The sequence below is a fragment of the Caballeronia humi genome (genome assembly GCF_001544475.1).
Classification (GTDB): domain Bacteria; phylum Pseudomonadota; class Gammaproteobacteria; order Burkholderiales; family Burkholderiaceae; genus Caballeronia; species Caballeronia humi.
Map to the genome: position 1 here is coordinate 22,381 of NZ_FCNW02000047.1, position 19,971 is coordinate 42,351.

The window sequence follows — 19,971 nt, forward strand, 5'->3', positions numbered from 1 at the left end:
AAGAGTGATCCGACACGACCGACGCAATCAAATACCTCAGGAGCCCATCATGAACGCAAAACTCATCGCCACCGCCGCCGCAGCGGGATTTCTCGTCGCTCAGGCAGCGCTTGCGCAGATGCCCGAGCAAGCGCAGCAACTCGTGCAAACCATGCGGCCGATGCAAGCCGCCCCCGGGTCGGGCATGTCGCAGGAAGCCCCGACGCAAGCGGCATCGACGAATGAAACGTCCTATGGCGGCGCGACCGATACACGCAGCATGTCGGCCTCCGCGCGCCGTCAAGGCGCTTGCGGTGCCGCGCAGAACTGCGACATTTTCTTCGGCCAGTAAGCGCAACATCGGGACGTGCAGAACAGCACGTCCCTTTTTATGGCCACGCAAGCGGACATAGCCAAATAAGGCCACCAAGACGCATTTCAAGCCCTCCCCTCCTTTATATCGACATCACCCGAAAATAACGTTCGAGTGATATTGAAACTTTCCGCGCAGATCCTATCTCGGTTTCAGAACGGCACGACGACATTCGCGTCAAGCCCCTTTCTGATACCAACGTCCTCATCGACGGACATGTAACGCGGAGATAAATCATGAGTGACTTCTACTTCGGCAGCGATCTGCTCGGAGACCTCGAACGCGTGCAGCGCCAGATGTCGGCGCTCTTCGGCAATGCGCCGTCGAGCATCCGCTCGAGCCGCACCGACGCGTTCCCGCAACTCAACATCGGCAGCACCGAAGAGTCGATCGAGATCGTCGCGTTCGCGCCCGGCGTCGATCCGGCCGCGCTCGAAGTGACCGTCGACAAAGGCACGCTCACGATCAGCGGCGAGCGCAAGCCGAACGATAAAGGCGCGAGCGGCGAAACGCGCACCTATGCGAAGGAGCGCTTTCACGGCGCGTTCCGCCGCGTGATCGAACTGCCGCAAAACGTGAATCCGGACAAGGTCGAAGCGCGTTACGCGGACGGCTGCCTGACGATCAAGGTCGGCAAGCGTGAAGCGTCGAAGCCGCGCGCGATCACCATCCAGTAACCGATACCAGACTTGAGGGAAAGCCATGAACGAGAACACACAAGTCGCTCAACGCAACGCGGGTAACGCGGGTGAAGTCGCGCGACGCAACGATGATCGCGCGCGGCGTGTCACGCTGACGCCGGCCGTCGATATCATCGAGGACACTCACGGCGTCACGCTGTGGGCCGATCTTCCCGGCGTGCCGCGCGAGAAGCTCGATGTGAAAGTGCACGACGGGCGTTTATATATCGAAGCCGAAGCCGCCGTGTCGACACCGGACAACATCAGACTGAATCACGTCGAGGTTCGCGCGCCGCTATTCGCACGCGCGTTCACGCTGAGCGATGAATTCGACACGTCGAGAATCGATGCGAATCTGCAGAACGGCGTGCTGAAGCTGAGCATCCCGCGACGCGAGGAAGCGCGTCCGCGTCGGGTGCAGATTCGGGCTGAGTGATGGTGGATGGACCGGCCATCGTCTTTTGGCGATGGCCGGCTTTTTATTCCGCCGGCGCTTTGATGCGCCATACCGCTGCGTTCGAAATGCATTGCTCGGCTTCGGCTTCAGACAGCATTCGTTCGGCGATACTCCATGGCAGACGCCTTCCACGAGCGTGCATCTGCCGATACCCAGCCCGTGCAACCAGAGCGGAAATCTTCCCCGCCCTCACCATTTCCGAAACCAGCCAAAGCGTCCCGCGCACTTCGATACGCTCGCTTTCAGCCGCTGCTCTCAGGTCGCGGTCGCCGGTGAGAAGCGGGCAGCGCTCTTCGGCGGCCAGCACCAGCGCGAACAAGTCGATGCGACCTGGACGCTTGTACTTGCGTGCGAACTGGGCAACGCGCATCACCATCCGGTCGTCGAGTTCGAGAACTTCGAGTCCCATGTTAAGCAGATGGCCGTGCTGTTCTGCCAGCTCCTCATGGAACAGCACATCGGGCAGCGCGAACCGATAGTCGAGACTGAACATCGGCGCGGTCAAGCCGCCCACCTCGATGTCGATCAGGATGTTGGCGTCACTGATCAGCAGCAGCATCGCTGCCCTCCAGTGCTCGTTCGGCCTGAAAAGCGCTCAGCGACATCGAGAGCAGTTCCGCCGCTTTCGATTCGCCGATATAACCCTCCGCGAGCGCATGGAAAACCATCTGCTCGAACAGGTGCGCCTTTTGGGCGGGATGGCGTTTTCCGGGTTCCGCGACATGCCAGCCCTTGTTGCGAAAGAGCCTCGCCTGCTCATCGCGCCACGCGGGGGTCACGATACCGAGATCGCGCGCGCGATACAAAAGACCCGCCATGCTCAATCCGAATTCTTCCTTGAGCAGCGAGAGTTCCTTGGGCTCGATGACGCTGCGATGCGCACCGAGCGCCTGAATCACCGAATGCTGCGGAATGATGAAAGCGCCGGCGAACCGGTTGCACACCGTCTCCTCATCGAAACTCGCGCCGATACGGCCGGCCAGCATGAGATGCCCTAGCTCGTGAGCGAGCGTGAAGCGCTGCCGATCGCCGGGCCAGTTGCTTCCGACGACGATCACCGGCATGTCGTTGACCGAAGCCGCAAGCCCGTCGAACTTGGCGTCGGCATTGGCGTCGATCATGAAAACTCGCACACCGCGCGCTTCCAGGACGTCGATCAGGTCCGGAATGGGGTCGTAGCCCAAGTCCCATGCGTCGCGTACCGCCTCGGCTGCATGTTCGATCTGGGACGCGTCGTCAATGACGTCCGGCAATCCCTCGACCGGCGCGAACGCGGCAACCGGCGGCGTGGGAAACAGCGCTTCCAGTTCGATGCGTCGCTCGATCTGGTCGATCACCTCATGCTCGATGGCGTCGAGCCGTTTCTTCGGCAAACTGCTGCGTTTGCGATATTCGATGCGATCTAGCGACGCAGTCTCCGGCCGGAAAAAATACTCCATTCGTACGTTAAGCGTGCGTGCCAGATTGAGGAGGGTGGCCGACGTTGGCGTCGCCTGCTCGTCTTCGTATTTCTTGATGGCCGCGTGAGTCAGACCGACACGCGCGCCCAATTCGCGCAACGACAACCCCGCCGCTTTCCTCGCCCGGTTCAGCCGTTGACCGATCATCCCGGCCTCCGATTAGTGGTTTACAAAAATCGATATTATATTCGCTTTTGTAAACAACGTCGGCAGCGGCCATTTATTCCGCCACGATCCCGTCCCGCGCTACAGCCCGCTCCCTGTTGGCGTTTCGCCAAGGATCGCACCGGCTCACGAACGCCTCGAACGCTTCGATCGCTACCGGCCTGCAGAAGTAATACCCTTGATACGCGTGACATCCCGCCCCGGCAAGAAAGTCCCGCTGCGCCTCGGTCTCCACGCCTTCCGCGATGACTCCCAACCCCAGGCTCTGCGCCAGCGCGACAATGGTTCTGGCGATCGTCGCATCGTTCGGATCGACGAGCACGTCGCGCACGAACGACTGATCGATCTTCAACTGATCCAGCGGCAGCCGCTTCAGATAAGAAAGCGACGAGTATCCGATCCCGAAATCATCGAGTGAGAACACCACGCCCTTGGCCTTCAACGCGTACATCTTCCGAATGATGTCCTGCACGTTGTCGACGAGTACGCTCTCCGTCAGTTCCAGCTTCAGCCGGTTCGCCCGCGCGCCCGTGTGACCGATCACCGCCAGCACCTTGTCGACGAAATCCGGCTCGCGCAATTGCTGCGCGCTGACATTCACCGCGATCGTCAGGTGCGCCATGTCCGGCCGCGTCGACCACAGCGTCAATTGCCTGCACGCAGTCTCCAGAACCCAGTTACCTAGAGGCAGGATCAGACCGGTCTCCTCCGCGAGCGGAATGAAGTCCGCGGGCGGCACGATGCCACGCTGCGGATGCCGCCAGCGCACGAGCGCTTCGGCGCCCGTCACGCGGCCGCCGTCGGCAATCTGCGCCTGGTAGTGCAGCAGGAACTGCTCTTCATCGATAGCCTTGCGCAAATCCGCTTCCAGCGCCGCGCGCTCCAGCACCACGGTCTGCATCGCGGGATCGAAGAAGCAGAGCGCGTTGCGTCCGCGCTCCTTCGACTTGTACATCGCGAGGTCGGCCTGCTTGAGCAGCTCGTCGATCGACGTGCGATGGCCCTGGAATACCGTCGCGCCGATGCTCGCCGTGCTGCGGTATTCGACATCGCCGAGCTGGTACGTGTTGCCGAGCACTTCGAGAATCTTTTCGCCGATGGCCTCGGTCTGGATCGCCGCTTCCTGCCGGCTCGCATGCAAGCTGCCGAGCACCACGACGAACTCGTCGCCGCCGACGCGCGCCACCGTATCGCTGTCGCGCACGCTCGCGGCAAGCCGCTGCGCCACTTCCTGCAGCAAGCGGTCGCCCTTGTCGTGGCCGAGCGTATCGTTGAGCGTCTTGAAGTGATCGAGGTCGATGAAGAGCAGCGCGCCGCACGCGTCGCCGCGTGCGCTCGCGGTGATCGCCTGCTTTAGGCGGTCGAGCAACAGCGAGCGGTTAGGCAGGCGCGTGAGGGCATCGAAGAATGCCAGTTCCCTGATCCGCTCCTCCGCGATCTTGCGTTCGGTGATGTCGTGATGCGTGCCGACGTAGTGGCTCACGACACCGTCCTCCCCGCGCACCGCCGATACCGTGAACCACTTCGGGTAGATCTCGCCGTTCTTGCGGCGATCCCAGATCTCGCCCTGCCAGCCGCCTTCGCGATCGACCGCCTCCCACATCTCGCGGAAGAACGTTTCGTCGTGACGGCCGGAGCGCAGGAATAGCGGCGTCCTGCCGACGACTTCCTCGGGCGTGTAGCCGGTGCATTCTGTGAACGCCGAATTGACGCGCAGGATGATGTTGCGCGAATCGGTGACCATCATCGCTTCGAGCGAGTCGAACGCGACGGCCGCGATGCGCAACTCCGCCTCGAGTTGCTTGCGCTCGGTGATGTCGCGCCCGCTCGTGCGAAAACCGGTGAACGCGCCCTTGGCATCGCGGATCGGCCCCCATGAGACGGAGAACCACACGAGCGAGCCGTCCTTGCGCACGCAGCGGAATTCGAGATCGTCGCCGCGCAGGCCGTGCATGCCCTTCAGGAACAGCGGCGCGACACGCGGCATGTCTTCCGGATGGATCAGCGTGGCGGCGAGGTCGGGCATCGCCATGCATTCGTCGACGGTGTAGCCGGTGTATTCCCTGACGGACGGGTTGATCCAGCGCGGCTTGCCGTCCGGGCCCCACCAGACCTCCCAGTTGACCGTGCAGTCGGCGATCGCGCGGAACTTCTCTTCGTTCTCGCGCAGTTCGCGCGTCATCGAGGACGCCATGTGCAGCGCGCGCCGCCGCCCCGTCATCGTGAGCCAGGCGAGCAATGCGAGCAGCAGGCTCAGGCCCGTGCCGCTCACGGCGATCAGCAATTCGGCGTTGCGGCCGAAGCGCGCCCTGAAGTCGTCATGGGCGTGCATCGCGAGCGTCCAGTTGTGGCCGTCGACCACCAGATACTCGCTCGCGGACACCACGGATTTCATGTGCGGCAGGTGCTTTTCCGGCGATCGGTGCAAAAGCGTCGCGTCGGAGATGCCGACGCCGTCATAGATAGCAAGGCCGAGTCCGGGCAGCCGCTCACCGTACAGGCTCGCGATCACGTCGCTCATGCGAAACGACGCGTACACCCACGCGATCACGCTCGCGCGCCGCTCGGCGACGCTGTCGTGCGGCAGTCCGCGTGCGTAGACGGGCAGGTACATGACGAAGCCGGGCGGAGCGTCTGGCTCGTTGTCGACGGTCAGACGCACTTTGCCGGTGATCGCGGCCATGCCGGAATCGCGCGCCCGTTCCATCGCGGTGCGGCGCGTGGCGTCGGCCCAGGCATCGAACCCAAGCGCTGCGCGATTGCGGCCGACGTACGGCTCCCGCTGCACAATCGGCGCATAGTCCGCGCGCGGGCCGGCCGGCTGGATGGCGTAGTCGATGAAACCGAGGCTCTGCATCGTGGCGACGTGCGCGTCGCGGCGCGCGGCAGGCACCCATTCGACGATGCCGATCGCCTGCACGCCCGCGAAGCTCGGATCGAGCACGAGGGTGCCGACGTAGTCGCGGAAGTTATAGCGTTCGATCTGATCCTTGGCGGCGAAAAGGCTCTGCACGCCGCGCAGCATCAGCTCGTAGGTCGCCATGCGCTGATCGACGCGGCTCACGGCGTCGCCGAGCGCGAAGTCGAACTGCGACAGCACCTCGTGGCGCGACGCTTGCCGTTCGTGATCCCAGACGGCCCACGTCACGCCAAGCGACGCGCACAGGATCATCAGCGGTAACAGGACGATGCGCGCAAAGTTCACGGCGGCGTCGGGAAATCGACCATCGAGGCGGCGAGATCGCGCCTGAAGTATTTCTCGAAGATGCGGCGCACGGTGCCGTCGGCGCGCATGTCGTTGACGAGCGCGCGCCACTTGTCCTGCTCGGCGGCCGGCAGCGCTTTCTTCGACATGATGAGGCCGTGCGGCACCGCCGGATCGTTGAACTCGATGATCGTCGTGACGTCGCGGATCTTGCGCTCGTCGAGCGCGGGGTAATCGAACGGCTCGATGATCATGCCCTGGATGCGACGCGTCATCAGCGCCTGGTAGAGCGGATCGAGGCCGCCCGCCTGGCTCGTGCGGTTGGCGGCGGCGAGTTCGTCGACGAGGCGGTTGGCGGAGTCGCTGTAGCGGAAGCTGCGGATCACGCCGAGCTGGAAACCGTCTTCGTGCTCGAAATCGGTGAGCCGCTGAATGCCGGCGTCCTTGCGCACGAGCAAATAGTATTTGTTGCTGAAGTACCAGGCGAAGGACGCGTACTGGTTGCGCTCGGCATTCGTGATGCCCGAAAGGCTGAAATCCAGCGCACCCGATTCGATCAGTTGCCAGATGCGCGCGCGCGACATCAGGCTGACGCTGATCTTGCAGCCGCTGCGGCGGATCAGTTCGTCGGCGAAATCCTTGTCGATGCCGGTGTCGGTATCGGCGGAGTAGAGCAGGCCGTGATCGTGCAGCGCGAGCGTGAGCGGGCGCGAGCAATCGGGGCGGGCGTCGTGAGCGGGACCGGCTGCGAACGCATGGCTGGCGCAGGACAGCGCCAATAGCAGACCGGCAAGACCGTGTCGGACCACAATATCTCCAGAATGATGAGCGAAACGGAGCGCGGGCGTTATCGCCGGCGTATTTCCGATGGCGCGGTTGATCGTGTCTGCAGTCGGGCGGCGGGACGTCGGGAGGCCGGCGCATTGACGCACGGTCGCTCTCCAAACGGACTCCCTACTCATTGACGGCAGCGTGGCGCCATTCTTGAGGTGGGGCGGAGGATTTCGTGAATGAAATATTTATGTCGGCCGGGCGCGGCACACTTCAGAACACTCAGAACATCGCGATCGGATTGACGGGCGAACTCGTCGCGCCCTTGAAGCGCCACGGCCCGACAGTCACGAAGAACTCCCAGCGCCCTTCCTGCGCGCAGTGCAGCGCGAGCGCGTCGAGGTCGGTGTTGTCGAGAATCGGCAGGCCGAGATACGGGATCGCGACCATATGCACCGGTTCGGTCCAGCGCTTGAAACCGGGCGGCGCGGGATGCACGTCGCTGTCGGAATCGCTGCTCACAACGGCGATGCGCCGCTCGCGCAGCCACGGCAGACACGACGCGTGAAGCCCCGTGCCGAGCTTCAGCGCGTTGCGCGCGCCCGCGCCGTTGCGGATGAACAGGATGTCGCCCTCGCGCACGGTCAGCTTCTGCGCGCGCTCGGCGGCGTCGAGATCGGCCGGCCAGATCGTCGTGCCGGGCGGAAGCGGGCCGCCCTTGAGCGCCGCGATATCGAGCAGCACGCCACGCCCGGCGATCCCCTGCGCGCCCATCACCTCGACGCCGAGCTTCGTCGCGCCTTGCGGCGTCACGGCGCTGATCGGGAAGCCGTTGTACATCCCCTGCTTGCCTTCGGGCGTGAAGAGATGGCAAAGCGCGTCGATGTGAGTGATCGCGAAACCGTGATACACCATGCCGATGTAGTCGATGCAGCCCGATTCCTCCGGCAGTGCGTCCGTATAACTGCGCATCTCGTAGGTCTGGCGGCGCACGCCGTCGGCGGCGGCGACCGGTATCTCGCGCGCGAGCGGGATGATGTGCCCCGTGCGCACGAGCTTCACAGCGGCGAGCCGCATCGCCGGCGTGATGTAGTTGAGCGTGCCGAGCTGGTCATCCGGTCCCCAGCGGCCCCAGTTGCTGAGCGCGGCGAGATGGCGGTCGAGATCGGCATCGTCGTGGATGGCGATGTCGGGCGGCGGCGATGCCGGCGATTGCGCTGCTTCGACGGAGGGCAGCACGGCGGCGGTCGCGCCGGACAGCGCGGCGCTTAAGAATCGTCGGCGGGACGGCATCGCGCATCTCCTCATCGATCGCTTGTCGGTGCAGGAAACTATAGACGCTGCGGGAAAGGTCGATGCCGTTTTTAACCAGGCGCCTGCAGCCTGAACGTGTGCTTCAAAAAGCGCAGCGCCGACAACGCGCACACACGGTACGGCACACACTCGAACGCGATGAACGTATTCTGCTGATGGATAAGCAGGCCAACATCCTTTCGCCACGCGAACGGGTTCCAAAAGCCGTGCCGCGCTTCGTCATCCGCCAGGTAGCGCGCGCACGCCTAGCGCGAAAAGCCTTCATTTCATTCGCAATCCACTTTCATTCGATTGCTTGAGAGTGGCGGAACACAGCTATGCCGCAGGCTTGCCGCAATGAAGTTCGCGATCCTATATTGCGTGTGGGCCGTTTTCACGCTTCCATTCGCTATGCGATGAATCCGTCCATGCGCCTCCACTGTTTCGTCGATCGAGCGTCCGCGGCGCCCTTGCTTGCGTCTGATGATACAGACGCTTCGTTCAACGACCGGAGTCAACATGACACGAAACCGGAGCCGCTATCGCAGGTCCGCATGGCTCGCCGCGCTACTGTCGGCGCTTGCGCTGTGCACCGCTTGCACCGTGCAACTCGCGCCGCCCTACGATGCGTCGCTCGTGAATGGAATTCGCGGCGTCAGCAACGACATCATGCAACTCTATGCATCGGCGGGGATGGGTGTCTCGAAGACGACCTTCGTCGAGCGCGCGGGCCAGTACAACGCAATCATCGGACGTGCGGATGCGCTTGCGCTGCAATCGCAAAGCCGCCCCGTCGCCGATAGCGCGCTGCGCGACAAGGCCGATCAGGCAATCAAGCAGAGACTCGCGATCAGCCCGCTTCCCAAGACCGTCTCCGATGACGCACTGGCGCTCGCCGCCGGCGAATGCGCCGACGCGCGGCATGTACCGCGCACGCCGGCGCTGCCGTCGTTCGGGCCACCGCCCGCCAATACACAGCCACAGCTTCCCGCCAGCGCGCTCGCGCTCGCGCAGGTCTCGCGCGCGATCGCACTGCTGCGCGACACCGACTGCGCGCACGGATTGAACGGAGCGCAGGTCGCCGCGAACAAGGGGTACGTCACGCACTTCATGTCGGAAGCGCTCGTCTACGAGACTTTCCTGCAACAGTAAACCGTCGAACAACAAGGAGCCGCCATGGCACTCGATCTCACCAGCGTCGCCGATGTCTTCAAGGACAGCATCTCGTCCGCGGTCAAGACGACGACTACCAAGGACCTCGCGACCTTCACGGGTTTCGCGCAGAGCCAGTTTCAATCGCTCGTGCATCAGTCCGCGCTCGTCACGGGGATGATCGAAGCGAACGTGTTCACGGCGGCGGAGCGTTCGTTCTACCTCGACGGTCTCGGACAAATGGCGCAGGGCTTCGCCGAGACGCTCGTGCAACTGATCGTGGTGGAACTGGAGAAGCTGACCAACGCGGTCGTCGATGCGATCTATGCGTCGATCAACACGGTCGCGGGCGTGGCGTTGTCGGCGCCGCGCCTGGCCGCGCCGGCATAGCGCATCGCATCACAACTGCGATTCGATCGGCAGCAGCCCGAGGAACCAGATGCCGGTGCGACGCCAAGCCGATACGTCCGGCTCCTTGTCGAGCACCGTGACCGTGCCGTTCGCCGCCGTATCGATCCACACGATGTGGCTGCCGCCGTTCGCATCGGGGCGCAGTTCGAGGCGCCACGCAACGCGATCGAGATTCGCATCGATGCCGTCGACCACTTCGCTCGCCGCCGCCTCGCTCTCGCAGTAGACGCCGATTTCCGTATTGAGTTCGACCGAGCGCGGATCGAGATTCATCGAGCCGATGAAGATGCTTTTGCGATCGAACACGTAGGTCTTCGCATGCAGCGACGCCTTCGACGAGCCGAACGTCGATTTCTTGTCCTTCGACGCGTCGGTCGCGACCGGCTTGAGCTCGTAAAGCCGCACACCCGCCTCCAGCAGATCCTTCCGATAGCGCTGATACCCCGCGTGAACTGCGGCGACATCGGTGGCCGAGAGCGAGTTGGTCAGCACCGTGACCCGCACGCCGCGCGACGTCATCCCGCGCAGCCATTCGACGCCTGCCTTCTGCGGCACGAAGTAAGGCGATACGATCAGCATCTCGCGCTCAGGCTTGAGATCGAGCGCCCGGAACTGGGACATCAGATGCCCTTCTGCATCGCCCGGCGCGCGCGTGATTTTCGCCGGGTCGTCGTAGAGCAGCGTCGCGCGGCCCCACGAGAACTGCGCATCGCGCGTATGGATCACGTCGGTCAGGCGCGCTTTCGCCTGCTGGAAGTACGGCGTCTCCATCTCGGTCGAAAGGTATGCGTCGAGCTTCGCGCGGTAGCCGGCGAGCGCCTCCGGGTCGGCGCTCTTGCCCATCAGCCGATCGACGGGATACGCCGACTCCGAGTTCCAGTATTGGTCGAAGGCCGTCGACACTTCGCGCACGACCGGGCCGTGCACGAGCACGTCAAGATCGCCGAACGCGACGGTCGTCGATGCGCCGAAGTATTCGTCGCCGATGTTGCGGCCGCCGAGAATCGCGCCCTGGTTATCGGCGATCAGCGCCTTGTTGTGCATGCGCCGGTTGACACGGAAGAATTCGACCGCGGAGCCGAGCTTCTTGAAGCTGCGGCTCGCGACCGGGTTGAAGAGCCGGATCTCCACGTTTGGATGCGAGTCGAGCGCGAGCAGCACGCGGTCGTCGGCGTTCGTGCCGAGATCGTCGAGGAGGAGCCGCACGCGCACGCCGCGGTCCGCCGCGCGCAGCATCGCCGCCGCGAGCGTGCGGCCGGTCGCGTCGTCGTGCCAGATGTAGTACTGCATGTCGAGCGTGCGGTCTGCGCCTTCCATCAGGATGACGCGCGCGACCAGCGCGTCCATCGCGTTGGGCAGCAGATGGAAGGCGTTATCGGCGGGATGCGTTGCTTCGCCCGGCGCGAAGGCGACGCCGAGGCGGGTGTCGGCGGTGTTCGGGAGCGCGTGCGTTTCAGTGCGTCCGGCCTGCGGCGGCAAGCTCGCGCACGCGTTGAGAAGCATGACGAGCAAAGCCGCGAAGCAACGTCGAAGCACGATCATGTCCGCTCTCCACCAGGCTGTAGTTCACGCGTTGGGGAAGTGTAGCGGCATGACCGCTTTACAGGGATGCGTCATGCGTCGGGATTTTTCTCCGGCAGCGGCTGGTCCGTGCCCGGCTCCGCGTGCGTGGTCGGGATCGCGTCGCCGATCGGCTTCGATACATCGATGGGCGGTTCGGCGGGCGGCTCGAAGGTCGAATCCGGGCCGGGATCGGCGTCGGCCTTTTCGGGCAGCGGCTGGTCGAGGCCCGGCTCGACCGGCGTCGGTATCGCGTCACCGATGGGCACCGAGATTTCCGTGGGCGACGCGGCCAGGTCTTCGTCAGGCGTGGCGGGTTCGTCCGAGGATGCGGTCGTCATGGCGGCCTCCTGCCGGCAGTGATTGACTCCTTTCGACTGCGCAAGTCCCGTTCCACACGTGCCGCGCGCTCAATGCGCCGCGCCCGAAGTCAGCCGATCGATCATGTTGCGGATCGCGCGCATCTGGATGCCTTGCTGATCGGCGAAATGGCGGTCGGTGTAGCCCCACCAGTCCCAGCATCCATTGGGATTCGACAGCGGAATCGACACCGCCTGCGGATACAGCACGACGATACGGTTGTTGTCCGCCCACTTCGCGTAGCCCGCGTTGCGCACGAAAGTCGTGCCGTAGAAGAGGCCGCCGCCCGGCGGCGACTGCAGCGGCAAATAGTCCTGCCCCTGCTCGCAGCCATGCAGCGCGACATGCAGGCGGCACGGCGCGCCCGCGCTGCACGATGCGGGTACGTAGAGCCAGCCGCTCGTGTCCATCCCCGTCGACGATCCGAAGAACGACGACTTCCCCTCCGGCACGTAACGGCTCTGATCGAAGCGGATGAAGCGCCCTTTTGGCGTCGTCGTGGAAGGTGGCTTTAGCGAGTCGGGACCGTAGATCCAGCTCAGGATCGCCCGCGCGGCGTCGTAGCGGCACTTACCGATGAACGGTGACTCGGTCGCGCTGCACGGCACACCGTAATCGACGGTCGGCATCGTGTGGCCGGCATTCGGGAGTTCGATCTTCGAGACGTTTTGCGCCGGCGTCCCGAACGCCGCGTAATAGCCGATGAGCTGCGTGACGACGGGGCGCGGCACGGTGGCATCCTTCGCACCGGAAAAGGTAATCACGCGCTGGCGGCGAAGATTCGCGACATCGTCGATGAGGCGGCTCGTGGCCGACGTCTTCGTGAACGTGACGAGTGCCGGGACGCTCGCGCTCGCGGGCGTCACGTCGCATGAGCTTGCGGGCGCGATCGTGCACGAGCAGCGCGTCGTCGCGATGCGGATGTCGCTTTGCGAACAGTAATACGGGCCCGCCGCGACCACGCCGACGCCCTTGATGATCGACGAATAAGCGACCGCGAACTGCACCGCCATGAACCCTCCGGATGAAATGCCCGAAACGGAGGTCTGCGTGATGTCGATGTTGAGCGCAGGAAGCTGCGGGTAGTTTGATGCCGCGCTGGCGAAGCTGATTCGCGCGATCAGGGCGCAGAAGCACAGGACAGCTTTCATCGCTCGGGGTTTCGCTGGCGCTTGTAGTCTGGATGCCTCGAACAGGGTAAGCCAACGAACCGCACGCACCGGCATCCTCAACGAACGAGCAATCCCTGCTCGATATCCGTGCACTCCGCGCTGATCACTTCTCCCGCGCAGCGGCTCGCGAACGCCACCATGTTGCGGCCCATCGCCTTCGCGCGATAGAGCGCGCGGTCCGCGTCCTTCAGCATGTCGGAGACGTCCATGGCCGATTCCGGGTCCCAGCTCGCCGTGCCGATGCTCGCTGTCACGCGGCCGAACTCGCTGCCCGCGTGCGCGAGCGAGAGATCGCTGATCGCCACGCGAATCTTCTCCGCGATGAACGACGCGCCCGCCGCCGGCGTATTCGGCAGCACGACCACGAACTCCTCGCCGCCATAACGCGCCGCCGTATCGCCGGGACGCCGGATGCTCTCGCCGATGCACTTCGCCACCGCCGCGAGCGCCTTGTCGCCGGCCTGGTGGCCGTAGGTGTCGTTATAGGCCTTGAAGCGGTCGATATCGACGAAAAGGAGCGAGAACACGCTGCGTGCCCGGCGCGCGCGCCGCCATTCGAGATCGAGCACTTCGCCGAACGTGCGGCGGTTGTTCAGGCCCGTGAGGCCGTCGGTGCGCGCGAGCAGTTGCAACTCGGACTCCGCGCGCATGCGTCGGCGCAACTGCGTGCCGAGCACCGCCGAGAGCCCGACGAAGGCGAGGCCGAACGTCGCCATCAGCGAGCCGATCGTGAGCGCGCGGCGGCGCCAGGTCGCATAGATGTCTGTCTCGGCCATCGCGACCATGATGATGAAAGGCAGATGCGGCAGCGTCTTGAACGTGTAGAGGCGGCGAACGTTGTCGATGCTCGCCGTATCGCTGAAGTCGCCTTCCTTCTCGGCGATGAAGCGCTTGAAGGTGCTCGCGGTCTTGATGTCGCGGCCGATGATGCGCACATCGTACGGCTGGCGCATCACCATCAGGCCGCTCTGCCCGATCACCGACGCCGATCCGCGCTCCCCGAGCGACAGCCCGGCGAACAGGTTGCGGAAATAGTCGAGGCTGATCGCGATCATCGCGACGCCGCCGAACGTGCCGTCGGCGCGCGTGATGCGCCGGCTCAGCACGATGCTCTGCATGTCGTGTTCGAGCGTGAAGCGCAGCGGGTCGCTGATGTAGAGCCCCGCGTCGCCTGCGCGCTGCGCCTTGAAAAATGCGCTATCGGCGAAATTCGCCTTGCGCGGCACCTCGCTGACCGAATCGACGACGATGTCGCCTGTTTCGTCCAGGACGAGTAGCGCTTCGAGGTATTTGGCCGTGGCCGCGCGGTCGAACAGCACGTCGCGACGCAGGTGGTCGGGCAGCGCCATGACTTCCGGCTGCGCGAGGCCTTCGATCACGGCCTGAAGCGACAGGTCATATAGCTCGAAATTGCGAACGATGTCGCGCTCGGCGATCAGCGCGACGTTACGCGAGGTCTCGCGCGTCCGTTCGAGCGCGTCCTGCCGGCTTTGATAAAGAACGAGTGCGCAAAGGCCGACCATCACCAGCGAAATCAACGCAGCGCCATAGACGATGCCATGAAGCGCAGTCGATTCCTTGCATTTGAACCGGTCCCTCTGTCGAATAAACCATTCGTTCGTTTTCATTGGCCGTGACTTATTGAAACGTTTGCCCAAAGGATTCTATTTTTAAATGCGCTTCAAGGCTATGAAAAAAATCGGACGAATGGCTTTCGTTGGATATATGACGAAGTCAGCAATGGTTTCGTAAATCGATTTTCATCGCCGCGATAGGGCTGCGTTAGTATCCACTTGCCTTGAAGCCCGGTGGCGCCTTGCTGGCGGGGACCGCGGGTTTGTCCCGCGTTGCGCACCTGACCCGGATCAGATATGTAGCACGAACATTCGTATCGACGAATGCGCTTGCGTTCGGGCCGCATTCGTGACGCCTTATTGCGGCCGTTAATCGACCGGCTGGACGAAAAGTCGGCAGTTGGGTTAAGCATTTCTGAAATACGAAAACAAAAGCGATGACAAGTGTGAACAGCGAATTAATCAGCGAGCCTGAATCGCTCTGGCGGTTGTTCTGGACCGTATGCGGTTTATCGGCGGTATCGTGGGGCGGGCTCGCATTAATGGCGCAACTCGAACGGCATTATGTCGAACGCCAGCCCCGGCTTTCGCCATTGGCATTCGCCGATCTCACGGCGCTTGCGTGGATGGTGCCGGGGCCGGTCGGCTGCAACGTCGCCGTGCAATTGGGGCACGTGTTGCGCGGACGGGCAGGCGCGTGGGCGGCGGGCATCGCGAGCGTCTTGCCGTTTTTCTTGTTGATGACCGTTTTCGCGATTTTTTATCGCACGCCGCTGATCCGCTCGCTGACTTCGCAGACGCTCGTCAATCACTTCAGCGTCGTGCTGGCCGTGCTGATCGGCGTGACCTGGTACAAGCAGACTCGCACGATCCTGCGCGGCAAGGTCGAATGGGCGGCCGCGGCGTTCGCGTGCGCCACGCTCGCGCTGGCGCATGGACCGGCGGCCTACGTGCTCGTGCTGGCGAGCACGTTCGCGGCGGGATGGATGCTGGAAGCGGAGCGCGAGACGAGCGTGGATGTCGTACACGCCCATCGCGACTGGCGCTTGCCGGTCGTGCTCGTCAGTTTGCTGTTGATTTTCGCGCTGCCGCTGCCGACGCCGTGGCAATTCGCGCTGCTCTGGCCCCGTCTAGCGGGCGCGGGGCTGACGCTTTTCGGCGGCGGATTTTCGGCGCTGCCGGTGCTGAAGGCGCTGTTCGTGAGTCCGAGCACCGGCGTCTCCGATACCGACTTCACGCTCGCCTTCGCCCTCTCGCCGATCGCGCCGGGGCCTTTGCTGAACGTGATCCCGTTCTTCGGCTATCTGATCGATGGGTGGATCGGCGCGCTCGTCGCGACGGTCGCGCTATTCGTGCCGTCGGGGTGTCTCGTGATTTTCGCGCAGCGGCATCTGGCGGCGCTCAAGACGTATCCGCGCTTCGAGAACGGTATGCGCCTGCTGCGCGCGGCGACGACAGCGTTTCTCGCGATCGCCGTGTTGAAGATCCTGCTGCACATCCCGCCGCAGCCCGCGTATCTCGTGACGGCGGCGTTCGGTTGCATGTGTCTCGCAAAGCTGAAGCTGCCGGTTTATACCGTGTACGCGACCGTTGCGGGCGCGTTCGGAATCTGGCTGCTATGCCATTGATCAGGCGGCGGCTTCAGGGGCGGCGGGAGCGGGAGTTGCCGCTTCTGTAGCAGCGGCGACGGGCGCTACGGCTGCGGGAGCCGTTTCCGGTTCAGCAGCGATGGCCGTGCTACCGGCCGCGTCAGTAGCGACCGGGGCCGGTTCTTCCGCGCCCTGACCCGCCTTGCGAGCGGCTTTCGCGATGCGATTCGTTTCGGAACTGCGTGCGCGCACCGCATCTTCCGCCGATACGGCTCCGGCCGCCTCGCCCGAGAGATCCACACGCGGCGCCCCTTCGACGAGACACGACCAGTAGCGGCTGCCCCGGCACCAGATCTTGATCGCGTCGCGCAATTCGGCTTCGGTCAGCGCGAGTTCGCCAGCGAGTGCCACCAGCTCCTTGAAAATGCCGACCTTCAACGGAACCTTCGATGCCGGCTTCTTCGGGAATGCCAGCGGGAAGCGGTTTTGCAGCTTGCGGATCGTGAGGACGGCCGGGTCGGTGATTTTCGCCTCGGCCGGCTTCGCTTCGCTCGCCTTCGCCTCGATCGCCGCCGCCGCCGCGACGCGCGGCCCGCGATGCGGACGCGCCGGACGCGCGTGCTTCGGCGCCTGCGCGGGCTTCCCCGACTGCGGCTTCGCCTGCTGCGGCTGCGACTTGGCCTGCGTCGACTTGGCCTGCTGCTGCGGCTTGGCCTGCTGATGCTGCGGCTTCCCCGGCGCAGACGCCTTATGCGGCCGTGCTTTCGACTGTTTGGCGAGTTGCTCTTTCAATACCGCGAGTTGTTCGAAGCCCATCGTGCATGCCTCAGGAAATTTTCGATGCTGGTCGCGCGTTCGAAGCGCGCTGGGAAGCCGCGTGACGCGACCAAAGAAACCATGATACGCAACCGCTTCACATTCTGCCGTGAGCCGCGCGGACCGGCCATGCCCGCTATTGTGCCGTCCGGCGTGCTGCGGGCGAAAAAAAGCCCGCGCATTTGGCGGGCTTAATCCATATCGGTTGAGACATGGAGGAGACAACGTCAGTATAAACCCGAATCGCAATTGGCGCTACATAGGGCTCGATTACGCATTTCGCGTCTATAACGGTATGCATCGACCAACGGCACTCGCTCGCCATGGACGACATCGATCGGATTCGATATTTGCGCATCGCGCTTGTCGCGGTCGGCTTGATCTCGATTGCGGGGATTTATCCGCTGATGCTCGTCTGGCCGTCGGGCTGGGCGTGGCACTCAGGGCATTCCGACTATCCGCTGATGATTGTCGGCATCTATGCGACGCTCGGCGTCTTTCTGCTGATGGCCGCGCGCGATCCGCTCGCGCATCTGAGCCTGATCTGGTTCACCGTGTGGTCGAGCATCGTCCACGGCGCGATCATGACGGTTCAGGCGCTTGCCGGCAGCGGCCAGCGCGGCCATCTGATCGGCGACGTACCCGCGCTTTTTATCATCGCGATTGTGCTGGCTGTTCTGACACCGCGCCGCGCCATAAGCTCTTGAGGGCGACGCATGCCATGACGCTGCCGTACACTGATCCGCCGATCACTCTCCCGAAGGACTTTCATCATGCGCATCGAAACGTCATTCCTGTTCGACCTCGACGGCACGCTGGTCGATAGCGTCTATCAGCACGTCCTGGCGTGGAAGGAAGCGCTCGACGATGAAGGCATCGAGCTGTCGGTGTGGCGCATCCACCGCAAGATCGGCATGAGCGGCGGCCTTTTCATGAACCAGTTGCTGCGCGAGACGCACGGCGAGATCAGCGAGGATCGCGTCGAAAACCTGCGACGTCTGCATGCTGAGGCGTACAAGCGGCTGCGGGCGCAGGTGTGTCCGCTGCCGGGCGCGCGTGAACTGCTCGCGGCGCTCACGGACGCCGGCACGCGCTGGGCGATCGCGACGAGCGGCCGGATGGAGACGGCGGCGGTCAATCTGGAGGCGCTCGGGGTCGATCCGGCGAAGGCGGTCGTCGTGACGCGCGACGATGTGAAGTACGCGAAACCCGATCCGGATCTGTTTATCGCGGCGGCGGAGCGGCTGGGGGTGTCGATCGAGCATACGGTCGTCGTCGGCGACAGCATCTGGGACATGCTCGCGGCGCGGCGTTGCCGGTCGCTGGGCGTGGGCTTGTTGTCAGGCGGGTACGGGATGGAGGAGCTGGAACGGTCGGGCGCCCTGCGCGTGTACGAAGATCCCGCCGACTTGCTGCTGCATCTGGATGAGGTTGCGGCGCGGCCGTAAGTGATTGCCCAGCGCGTTCGCGGGCCGGGTCTAAGAAGTTGGAACAATTTGAGCAAGCAGCGCAATTCGTGAGATCGCGGAATCGCGTGCCGAAGTTGCGCGGGATTTTGCTCGCTCGCCAATTGGCGATTGGTCAATGCCTCGGCAGGCCGGGTCTGAGAAAGCGACGCACCTGGTGAAATCGCGGGCGGCGCCCGAAAAATCGCGTGACGCAGCTTCGCGGGACCGGCCAGATCGCTTGCTCATCGCGACTTCGCGGCGCAGCTTTCAGTCAACGCTGGCCGTATTTGAACGATCAGCGCAGTCCCGCAGCGACTTGATGTCGCGCGCTCACGAATAATCGGCGCGGTGTTCCAACCGCGCCAATCCCGCCTCAGTCTTTCAAATCGGCCGGAACCTTGCCGCCGTTCTCGGCCAGCTTCTTCATCACCGCCTTGTGCAGCCACATGTTCATTGCGGCCGAGTCCTCGGTGTTGCCGCTGTAGTGCAGTTCCGCCGCCAGTTCCTTGCGCGCCGTGAGACTGCTGTCGAGGCCGAGCAGCTTCATCAAATCGACGATCGATGTACGCCAGTTCAGCTCCTGTCCTTGCTTCGCCTGCATCGCGGAGAGAACGGATTCGACGTCGACTTCCGGCATCGGCGTGACCGGCGGCTGGACGGTGCCCGCAGCGGCAGGCGTCGATGAACCCGCAGGCGCGGCGCCCGGTGCGGCTGGGCTCGGCTGTTGCGCCGTGGCGGGGGCGGCGGTGGCGCCGGAGCCGGTCGCGGCCGGGTGATCGTGCGGGAAAATCTTGTTGAGGATGTTCGAGAAAATGCCCATGTGCGTCTCCGATGACGGGGTTGGTGACTCGTCCGAGAGCGCAACGATCGTTCCTACCCTGCTTTTAAACGCCCGCACACATTTACATTTCGCCTTGCCCGGGTCGCCCATGACGCCGATGATGCCGATTCGCAACGCGGCCCGAAAAAATGCCTGCGGCCGCGTATTAGCGCCCTATAACAAAAGCAGGAAGCAGTTATGGCAAGCGGAATCACGCACCGGCGCATAAAGAATGCACGTTCATTGGACGTGAACATCGCTTTCAGGAACGCACGCGCCTCGACCTCGCGGCGAAGTGCGCCAATTTTCCTCCCCCTTTTGCCGAGAAAAGGAGTCTCGCAACCGAGGCGTCATGCAAGGAGCATCAAAATGAAGTCGACTCTCGTTTTGAACGCAGTTTTGAGCACGTCGAGCGCCGTTCTGCTGGCGGCGGCGAGCGTCGCGATCGCGCAGGAAACGCCCGTGCCGCAACCTTCCGGGCGAGCGCTGATGCAACACAACGCCAATACGTCGGCACAATCCACGACCGACATCTCCTATGGCGGCAGCTCGGATACCCAAGGCGCGGCGGGCGGCGCAAACCCGTCACAGGCGGTGCCGGACGCGCAATCGGCGAGCCCCGCCGGCGCGCGCACCACCACGCAGCCGGGTCCCTCGCGCTAGACACTTCCACGCATTGTCAGGCC

The 19,971-nt window shown here is 63.8% G+C and carries 21 protein-coding genes; 10 read left to right on the forward strand and 11 right to left on the reverse strand.

Annotation, left to right across the window (positions count from 1 at the left end):
* The first annotated feature begins 49 nt into the window (after nt 1–49).
* The 3 genes from AWB65_RS27730 to AWB65_RS27740 all read left to right on the forward strand — a co-directional run bounded on the left by AWB65_RS27730 (nt 50) and on the right by AWB65_RS27740 (nt 1,468).
* Nucleotides 50–331 (forward strand): hypothetical protein, encoded by a 282-nt coding sequence (locus tag AWB65_RS27730; RefSeq protein ID WP_235007793.1) that lies wholly within the window; start codon nt 50–52, stop codon nt 329–331.
* Between the two features lie 257 nt (nt 332–588).
* Nucleotides 589–1,029, forward strand: coding sequence for an Hsp20/alpha crystallin family protein (locus AWB65_RS27735; protein ID WP_087670215.1), 441 nt, complete (start codon nt 589–591; stop codon nt 1,027–1,029).
* A 25-nt stretch (nt 1,030–1,054) separates the two neighbouring features.
* Nucleotides 1,055–1,468, forward strand: a complete 414-nt coding sequence (locus AWB65_RS27740) for an Hsp20/alpha crystallin family protein (RefSeq protein WP_087670216.1) — start codon at nt 1,055–1,057, stop codon at nt 1,466–1,468.
* A 43-nt stretch (nt 1,469–1,511) separates the two neighbouring features.
* On the opposite strand, the gene AWB65_RS27745 is transcribed toward AWB65_RS27740, so the two are convergent.
* The 5 genes from AWB65_RS27745 to AWB65_RS27765 form a co-directional block, all read right to left on the reverse strand.
* Nucleotides 1,512–2,048: a PIN domain-containing protein gene (locus AWB65_RS27745; protein ID WP_087670217.1), complete on the reverse strand. Its 537-nt coding sequence runs from the start codon at nt 2,046–2,048 to the stop codon at nt 1,512–1,514.
* On the reverse strand, nt 2,029–3,096 hold the full coding sequence (locus AWB65_RS27750) for a helix-turn-helix domain-containing protein (RefSeq protein WP_087670218.1): 1,068 nt from the start codon (nt 3,094–3,096) through the stop codon (nt 2,029–2,031). Before AWB65_RS27750 ends, AWB65_RS27745 begins: the two co-directional genes overlap by 20 nt.
* 73 nt (nt 3,097–3,169) lie before the next feature.
* The gene (locus tag AWB65_RS27755) at nt 3,170–6,319 is read right to left on the reverse strand and encodes a bifunctional diguanylate cyclase/phosphodiesterase (RefSeq protein ID WP_087670219.1); all 3,150 of its coding nucleotides are present in this window, start codon (nt 6,317–6,319) and stop codon (nt 3,170–3,172) included.
* Complete coding sequence (locus tag AWB65_RS27760) at nt 6,316–7,128, reverse strand: substrate-binding periplasmic protein (RefSeq protein WP_087670220.1); 813 nt, start codon at nt 7,126–7,128, stop codon at nt 6,316–6,318. The genes AWB65_RS27755 and AWB65_RS27760 overlap by 4 nt, the downstream gene beginning before the upstream one ends.
* Before the next feature lie 244 nt (nt 7,129–7,372).
* On the reverse strand, nt 7,373–8,383 hold the full coding sequence (locus AWB65_RS27765; protein ID WP_159907821.1) for a cyclase family protein: 1,011 nt from the start codon (nt 8,381–8,383) through the stop codon (nt 7,373–7,375).
* Nucleotides 8,384–8,445: 62 nt separating this feature from the next.
* On the opposite strand from AWB65_RS27765, the gene AWB65_RS35860 reads away from it, so the two are divergent.
* From AWB65_RS35860 to AWB65_RS27775, 3 genes are all read left to right on the forward strand, one after another.
* On the forward strand, nt 8,446–8,703 hold the full coding sequence (locus AWB65_RS35860) for a hypothetical protein (RefSeq protein ID WP_125474220.1): 258 nt from the start codon (nt 8,446–8,448) through the stop codon (nt 8,701–8,703).
* Between the two features lie 199 nt (nt 8,704–8,902).
* On the forward strand, nt 8,903–9,535 hold the full coding sequence (locus AWB65_RS27770) for a hypothetical protein (RefSeq protein ID WP_235007794.1): 633 nt from the start codon (nt 8,903–8,905) through the stop codon (nt 9,533–9,535).
* A 24-nt stretch (nt 9,536–9,559) separates the two neighbouring features.
* Nucleotides 9,560–9,925: a hypothetical protein gene (locus AWB65_RS27775; protein WP_087670222.1), complete on the forward strand. Its 366-nt coding sequence runs from the start codon at nt 9,560–9,562 to the stop codon at nt 9,923–9,925.
* A 9-nt stretch (nt 9,926–9,934) separates the two neighbouring features.
* Here the strand turns inward: AWB65_RS27775 and AWB65_RS27780 are convergent, their stop codons facing one another.
* From AWB65_RS27780 to AWB65_RS27795, 4 genes are all read right to left on the reverse strand, one after another.
* Nucleotides 9,935–11,488, reverse strand: a complete 1,554-nt coding sequence (locus AWB65_RS27780) for a phospholipase D family protein (protein WP_087670223.1) — start codon at nt 11,486–11,488, stop codon at nt 9,935–9,937.
* Between the two features lie 71 nt (nt 11,489–11,559).
* Nucleotides 11,560–11,847, reverse strand: coding sequence for a hypothetical protein (locus AWB65_RS27785; protein ID WP_087670224.1), 288 nt, complete (start codon nt 11,845–11,847; stop codon nt 11,560–11,562).
* Between the two features lie 69 nt (nt 11,848–11,916).
* Nucleotides 11,917–13,017 (reverse strand): extracellular catalytic domain type 2 short-chain-length polyhydroxyalkanoate depolymerase, encoded by a 1,101-nt coding sequence (locus AWB65_RS27790; RefSeq protein WP_087670225.1) that lies wholly within the window; start codon nt 13,015–13,017, stop codon nt 11,917–11,919.
* 77 nt (nt 13,018–13,094) lie between these two features.
* The gene (locus AWB65_RS27795; RefSeq protein WP_087670226.1) at nt 13,095–14,666 is read right to left on the reverse strand and encodes a sensor domain-containing diguanylate cyclase; all 1,572 of its coding nucleotides are present in this window, start codon (nt 14,664–14,666) and stop codon (nt 13,095–13,097) included.
* Between the two features lie 383 nt (nt 14,667–15,049).
* Between AWB65_RS27795 and AWB65_RS27800 the strand changes: the two genes are divergently transcribed.
* Nucleotides 15,050–16,240, forward strand: a complete 1,191-nt coding sequence (locus tag AWB65_RS27800) for a chromate transporter (RefSeq protein ID WP_087670227.1) — start codon at nt 15,050–15,052, stop codon at nt 16,238–16,240.
* Here AWB65_RS27800 and AWB65_RS27805 read toward each other — a convergent pair whose 3' ends face one another.
* Nucleotides 16,241–17,017, reverse strand: a complete 777-nt coding sequence (locus AWB65_RS27805) for a ProQ/FinO family protein (RefSeq protein ID WP_087670228.1) — start codon at nt 17,015–17,017, stop codon at nt 16,241–16,243.
* A 323-nt stretch (nt 17,018–17,340) separates the two neighbouring features.
* Here AWB65_RS27805 and AWB65_RS27810 point away from each other — a divergent pair, with 323 nt between their 5' ends.
* Nucleotides 17,341–17,724: a DUF6632 domain-containing protein gene (locus AWB65_RS27810; protein ID WP_087670229.1), complete on the forward strand. Its 384-nt coding sequence runs from the start codon at nt 17,341–17,343 to the stop codon at nt 17,722–17,724.
* 66 nt (nt 17,725–17,790) lie between these two features.
* Entirely contained in the window at nt 17,791–18,465 is a 675-nt protein-coding gene (locus AWB65_RS27815; protein ID WP_087658929.1) for an HAD family hydrolase, read from the forward strand.
* A gap of 373 nt (nt 18,466–18,838) precedes the next feature.
* Here the strand turns inward: AWB65_RS27815 and AWB65_RS27820 are convergent, their stop codons facing one another.
* Nucleotides 18,839–19,285, reverse strand: a complete 447-nt coding sequence (locus AWB65_RS27820) for a DUF3597 domain-containing protein (protein WP_087670230.1) — start codon at nt 19,283–19,285, stop codon at nt 18,839–18,841.
* 369 nt (nt 19,286–19,654) lie between these two features.
* On the opposite strand from AWB65_RS27820, the gene AWB65_RS36720 reads away from it, so the two are divergent.
* On the forward strand, nt 19,655–19,948 hold the full coding sequence (locus AWB65_RS36720; RefSeq protein WP_087670231.1) for a hypothetical protein: 294 nt from the start codon (nt 19,655–19,657) through the stop codon (nt 19,946–19,948).
* Nucleotides 19,949–19,971 lie beyond the last annotated feature (23 nt).

What these genes read in the sequence shown, in the direction of transcription:
- AWB65_RS27730 (WP_235007793.1), top strand. Translation starts at nt 50, where the DNA reads ATGAACGCAAAACTCATCGCCACCGCCGCCGCAGCGGGATTTCTCGTC.
- AWB65_RS27735 (WP_087670215.1), top strand. Translation starts at nt 589, where the DNA reads ATGAGTGACTTCTACTTCGGCAGCGATCTGCTCGGAGACCTCGAACGC.
- AWB65_RS27740 (WP_087670216.1), top strand. Translation starts at nt 1,055, where the DNA reads ATGAACGAGAACACACAAGTCGCTCAACGCAACGCGGGTAACGCGGGT.
- AWB65_RS27745 (WP_087670217.1), bottom strand. Translation starts at nt 2,048, where the DNA reads ATGCTGCTGCTGATCAGTGACGCCAACATCCTGATCGACATCGAGGTG.
- AWB65_RS27750 (WP_087670218.1), bottom strand. Translation starts at nt 3,096, where the DNA reads ATGATCGGTCAACGGCTGAACCGGGCGAGGAAAGCGGCGGGGTTGTCG.
- AWB65_RS27765 (WP_159907821.1), bottom strand. Translation starts at nt 8,383, where the DNA reads ATGCCGTCCCGCCGACGATTCTTAAGCGCCGCGCTGTCCGGCGCGACC.
- AWB65_RS35860 (WP_125474220.1), top strand. Translation starts at nt 8,446, where the DNA reads ATGCCGTTTTTAACCAGGCGCCTGCAGCCTGAACGTGTGCTTCAAAAA.
- AWB65_RS27770 (WP_235007794.1), top strand. Translation starts at nt 8,903, where the DNA reads ATGACACGAAACCGGAGCCGCTATCGCAGGTCCGCATGGCTCGCCGCG.
- AWB65_RS27775 (WP_087670222.1), top strand. Translation starts at nt 9,560, where the DNA reads ATGGCACTCGATCTCACCAGCGTCGCCGATGTCTTCAAGGACAGCATC.
- AWB65_RS27780 (WP_087670223.1), bottom strand. Translation starts at nt 11,488, where the DNA reads ATGATCGTGCTTCGACGTTGCTTCGCGGCTTTGCTCGTCATGCTTCTC.
- AWB65_RS27785 (WP_087670224.1), bottom strand. Translation starts at nt 11,847, where the DNA reads ATGACGACCGCATCCTCGGACGAACCCGCCACGCCTGACGAAGACCTG.
- AWB65_RS27790 (WP_087670225.1), bottom strand. Translation starts at nt 13,017, where the DNA reads ATGAAAGCTGTCCTGTGCTTCTGCGCCCTGATCGCGCGAATCAGCTTC.
- AWB65_RS27795 (WP_087670226.1), bottom strand. Translation starts at nt 14,666, where the DNA reads ATGAAAACGAACGAATGGTTTATTCGACAGAGGGACCGGTTCAAATGC.
- AWB65_RS27800 (WP_087670227.1), top strand. Translation starts at nt 15,050, where the DNA reads ATGACAAGTGTGAACAGCGAATTAATCAGCGAGCCTGAATCGCTCTGG.
- AWB65_RS27805 (WP_087670228.1), bottom strand. Translation starts at nt 17,017, where the DNA reads ATGGGCTTCGAACAACTCGCGGTATTGAAAGAGCAACTCGCCAAACAG.
- AWB65_RS27810 (WP_087670229.1), top strand. Translation starts at nt 17,341, where the DNA reads ATGGACGACATCGATCGGATTCGATATTTGCGCATCGCGCTTGTCGCG.
- AWB65_RS27815 (WP_087658929.1), top strand. Translation starts at nt 17,791, where the DNA reads ATGCGCATCGAAACGTCATTCCTGTTCGACCTCGACGGCACGCTGGTC.
- AWB65_RS27820 (WP_087670230.1), bottom strand. Translation starts at nt 19,285, where the DNA reads ATGGGCATTTTCTCGAACATCCTCAACAAGATTTTCCCGCACGATCAC.
- AWB65_RS36720 (WP_087670231.1), top strand. Translation starts at nt 19,655, where the DNA reads ATGAAGTCGACTCTCGTTTTGAACGCAGTTTTGAGCACGTCGAGCGCC.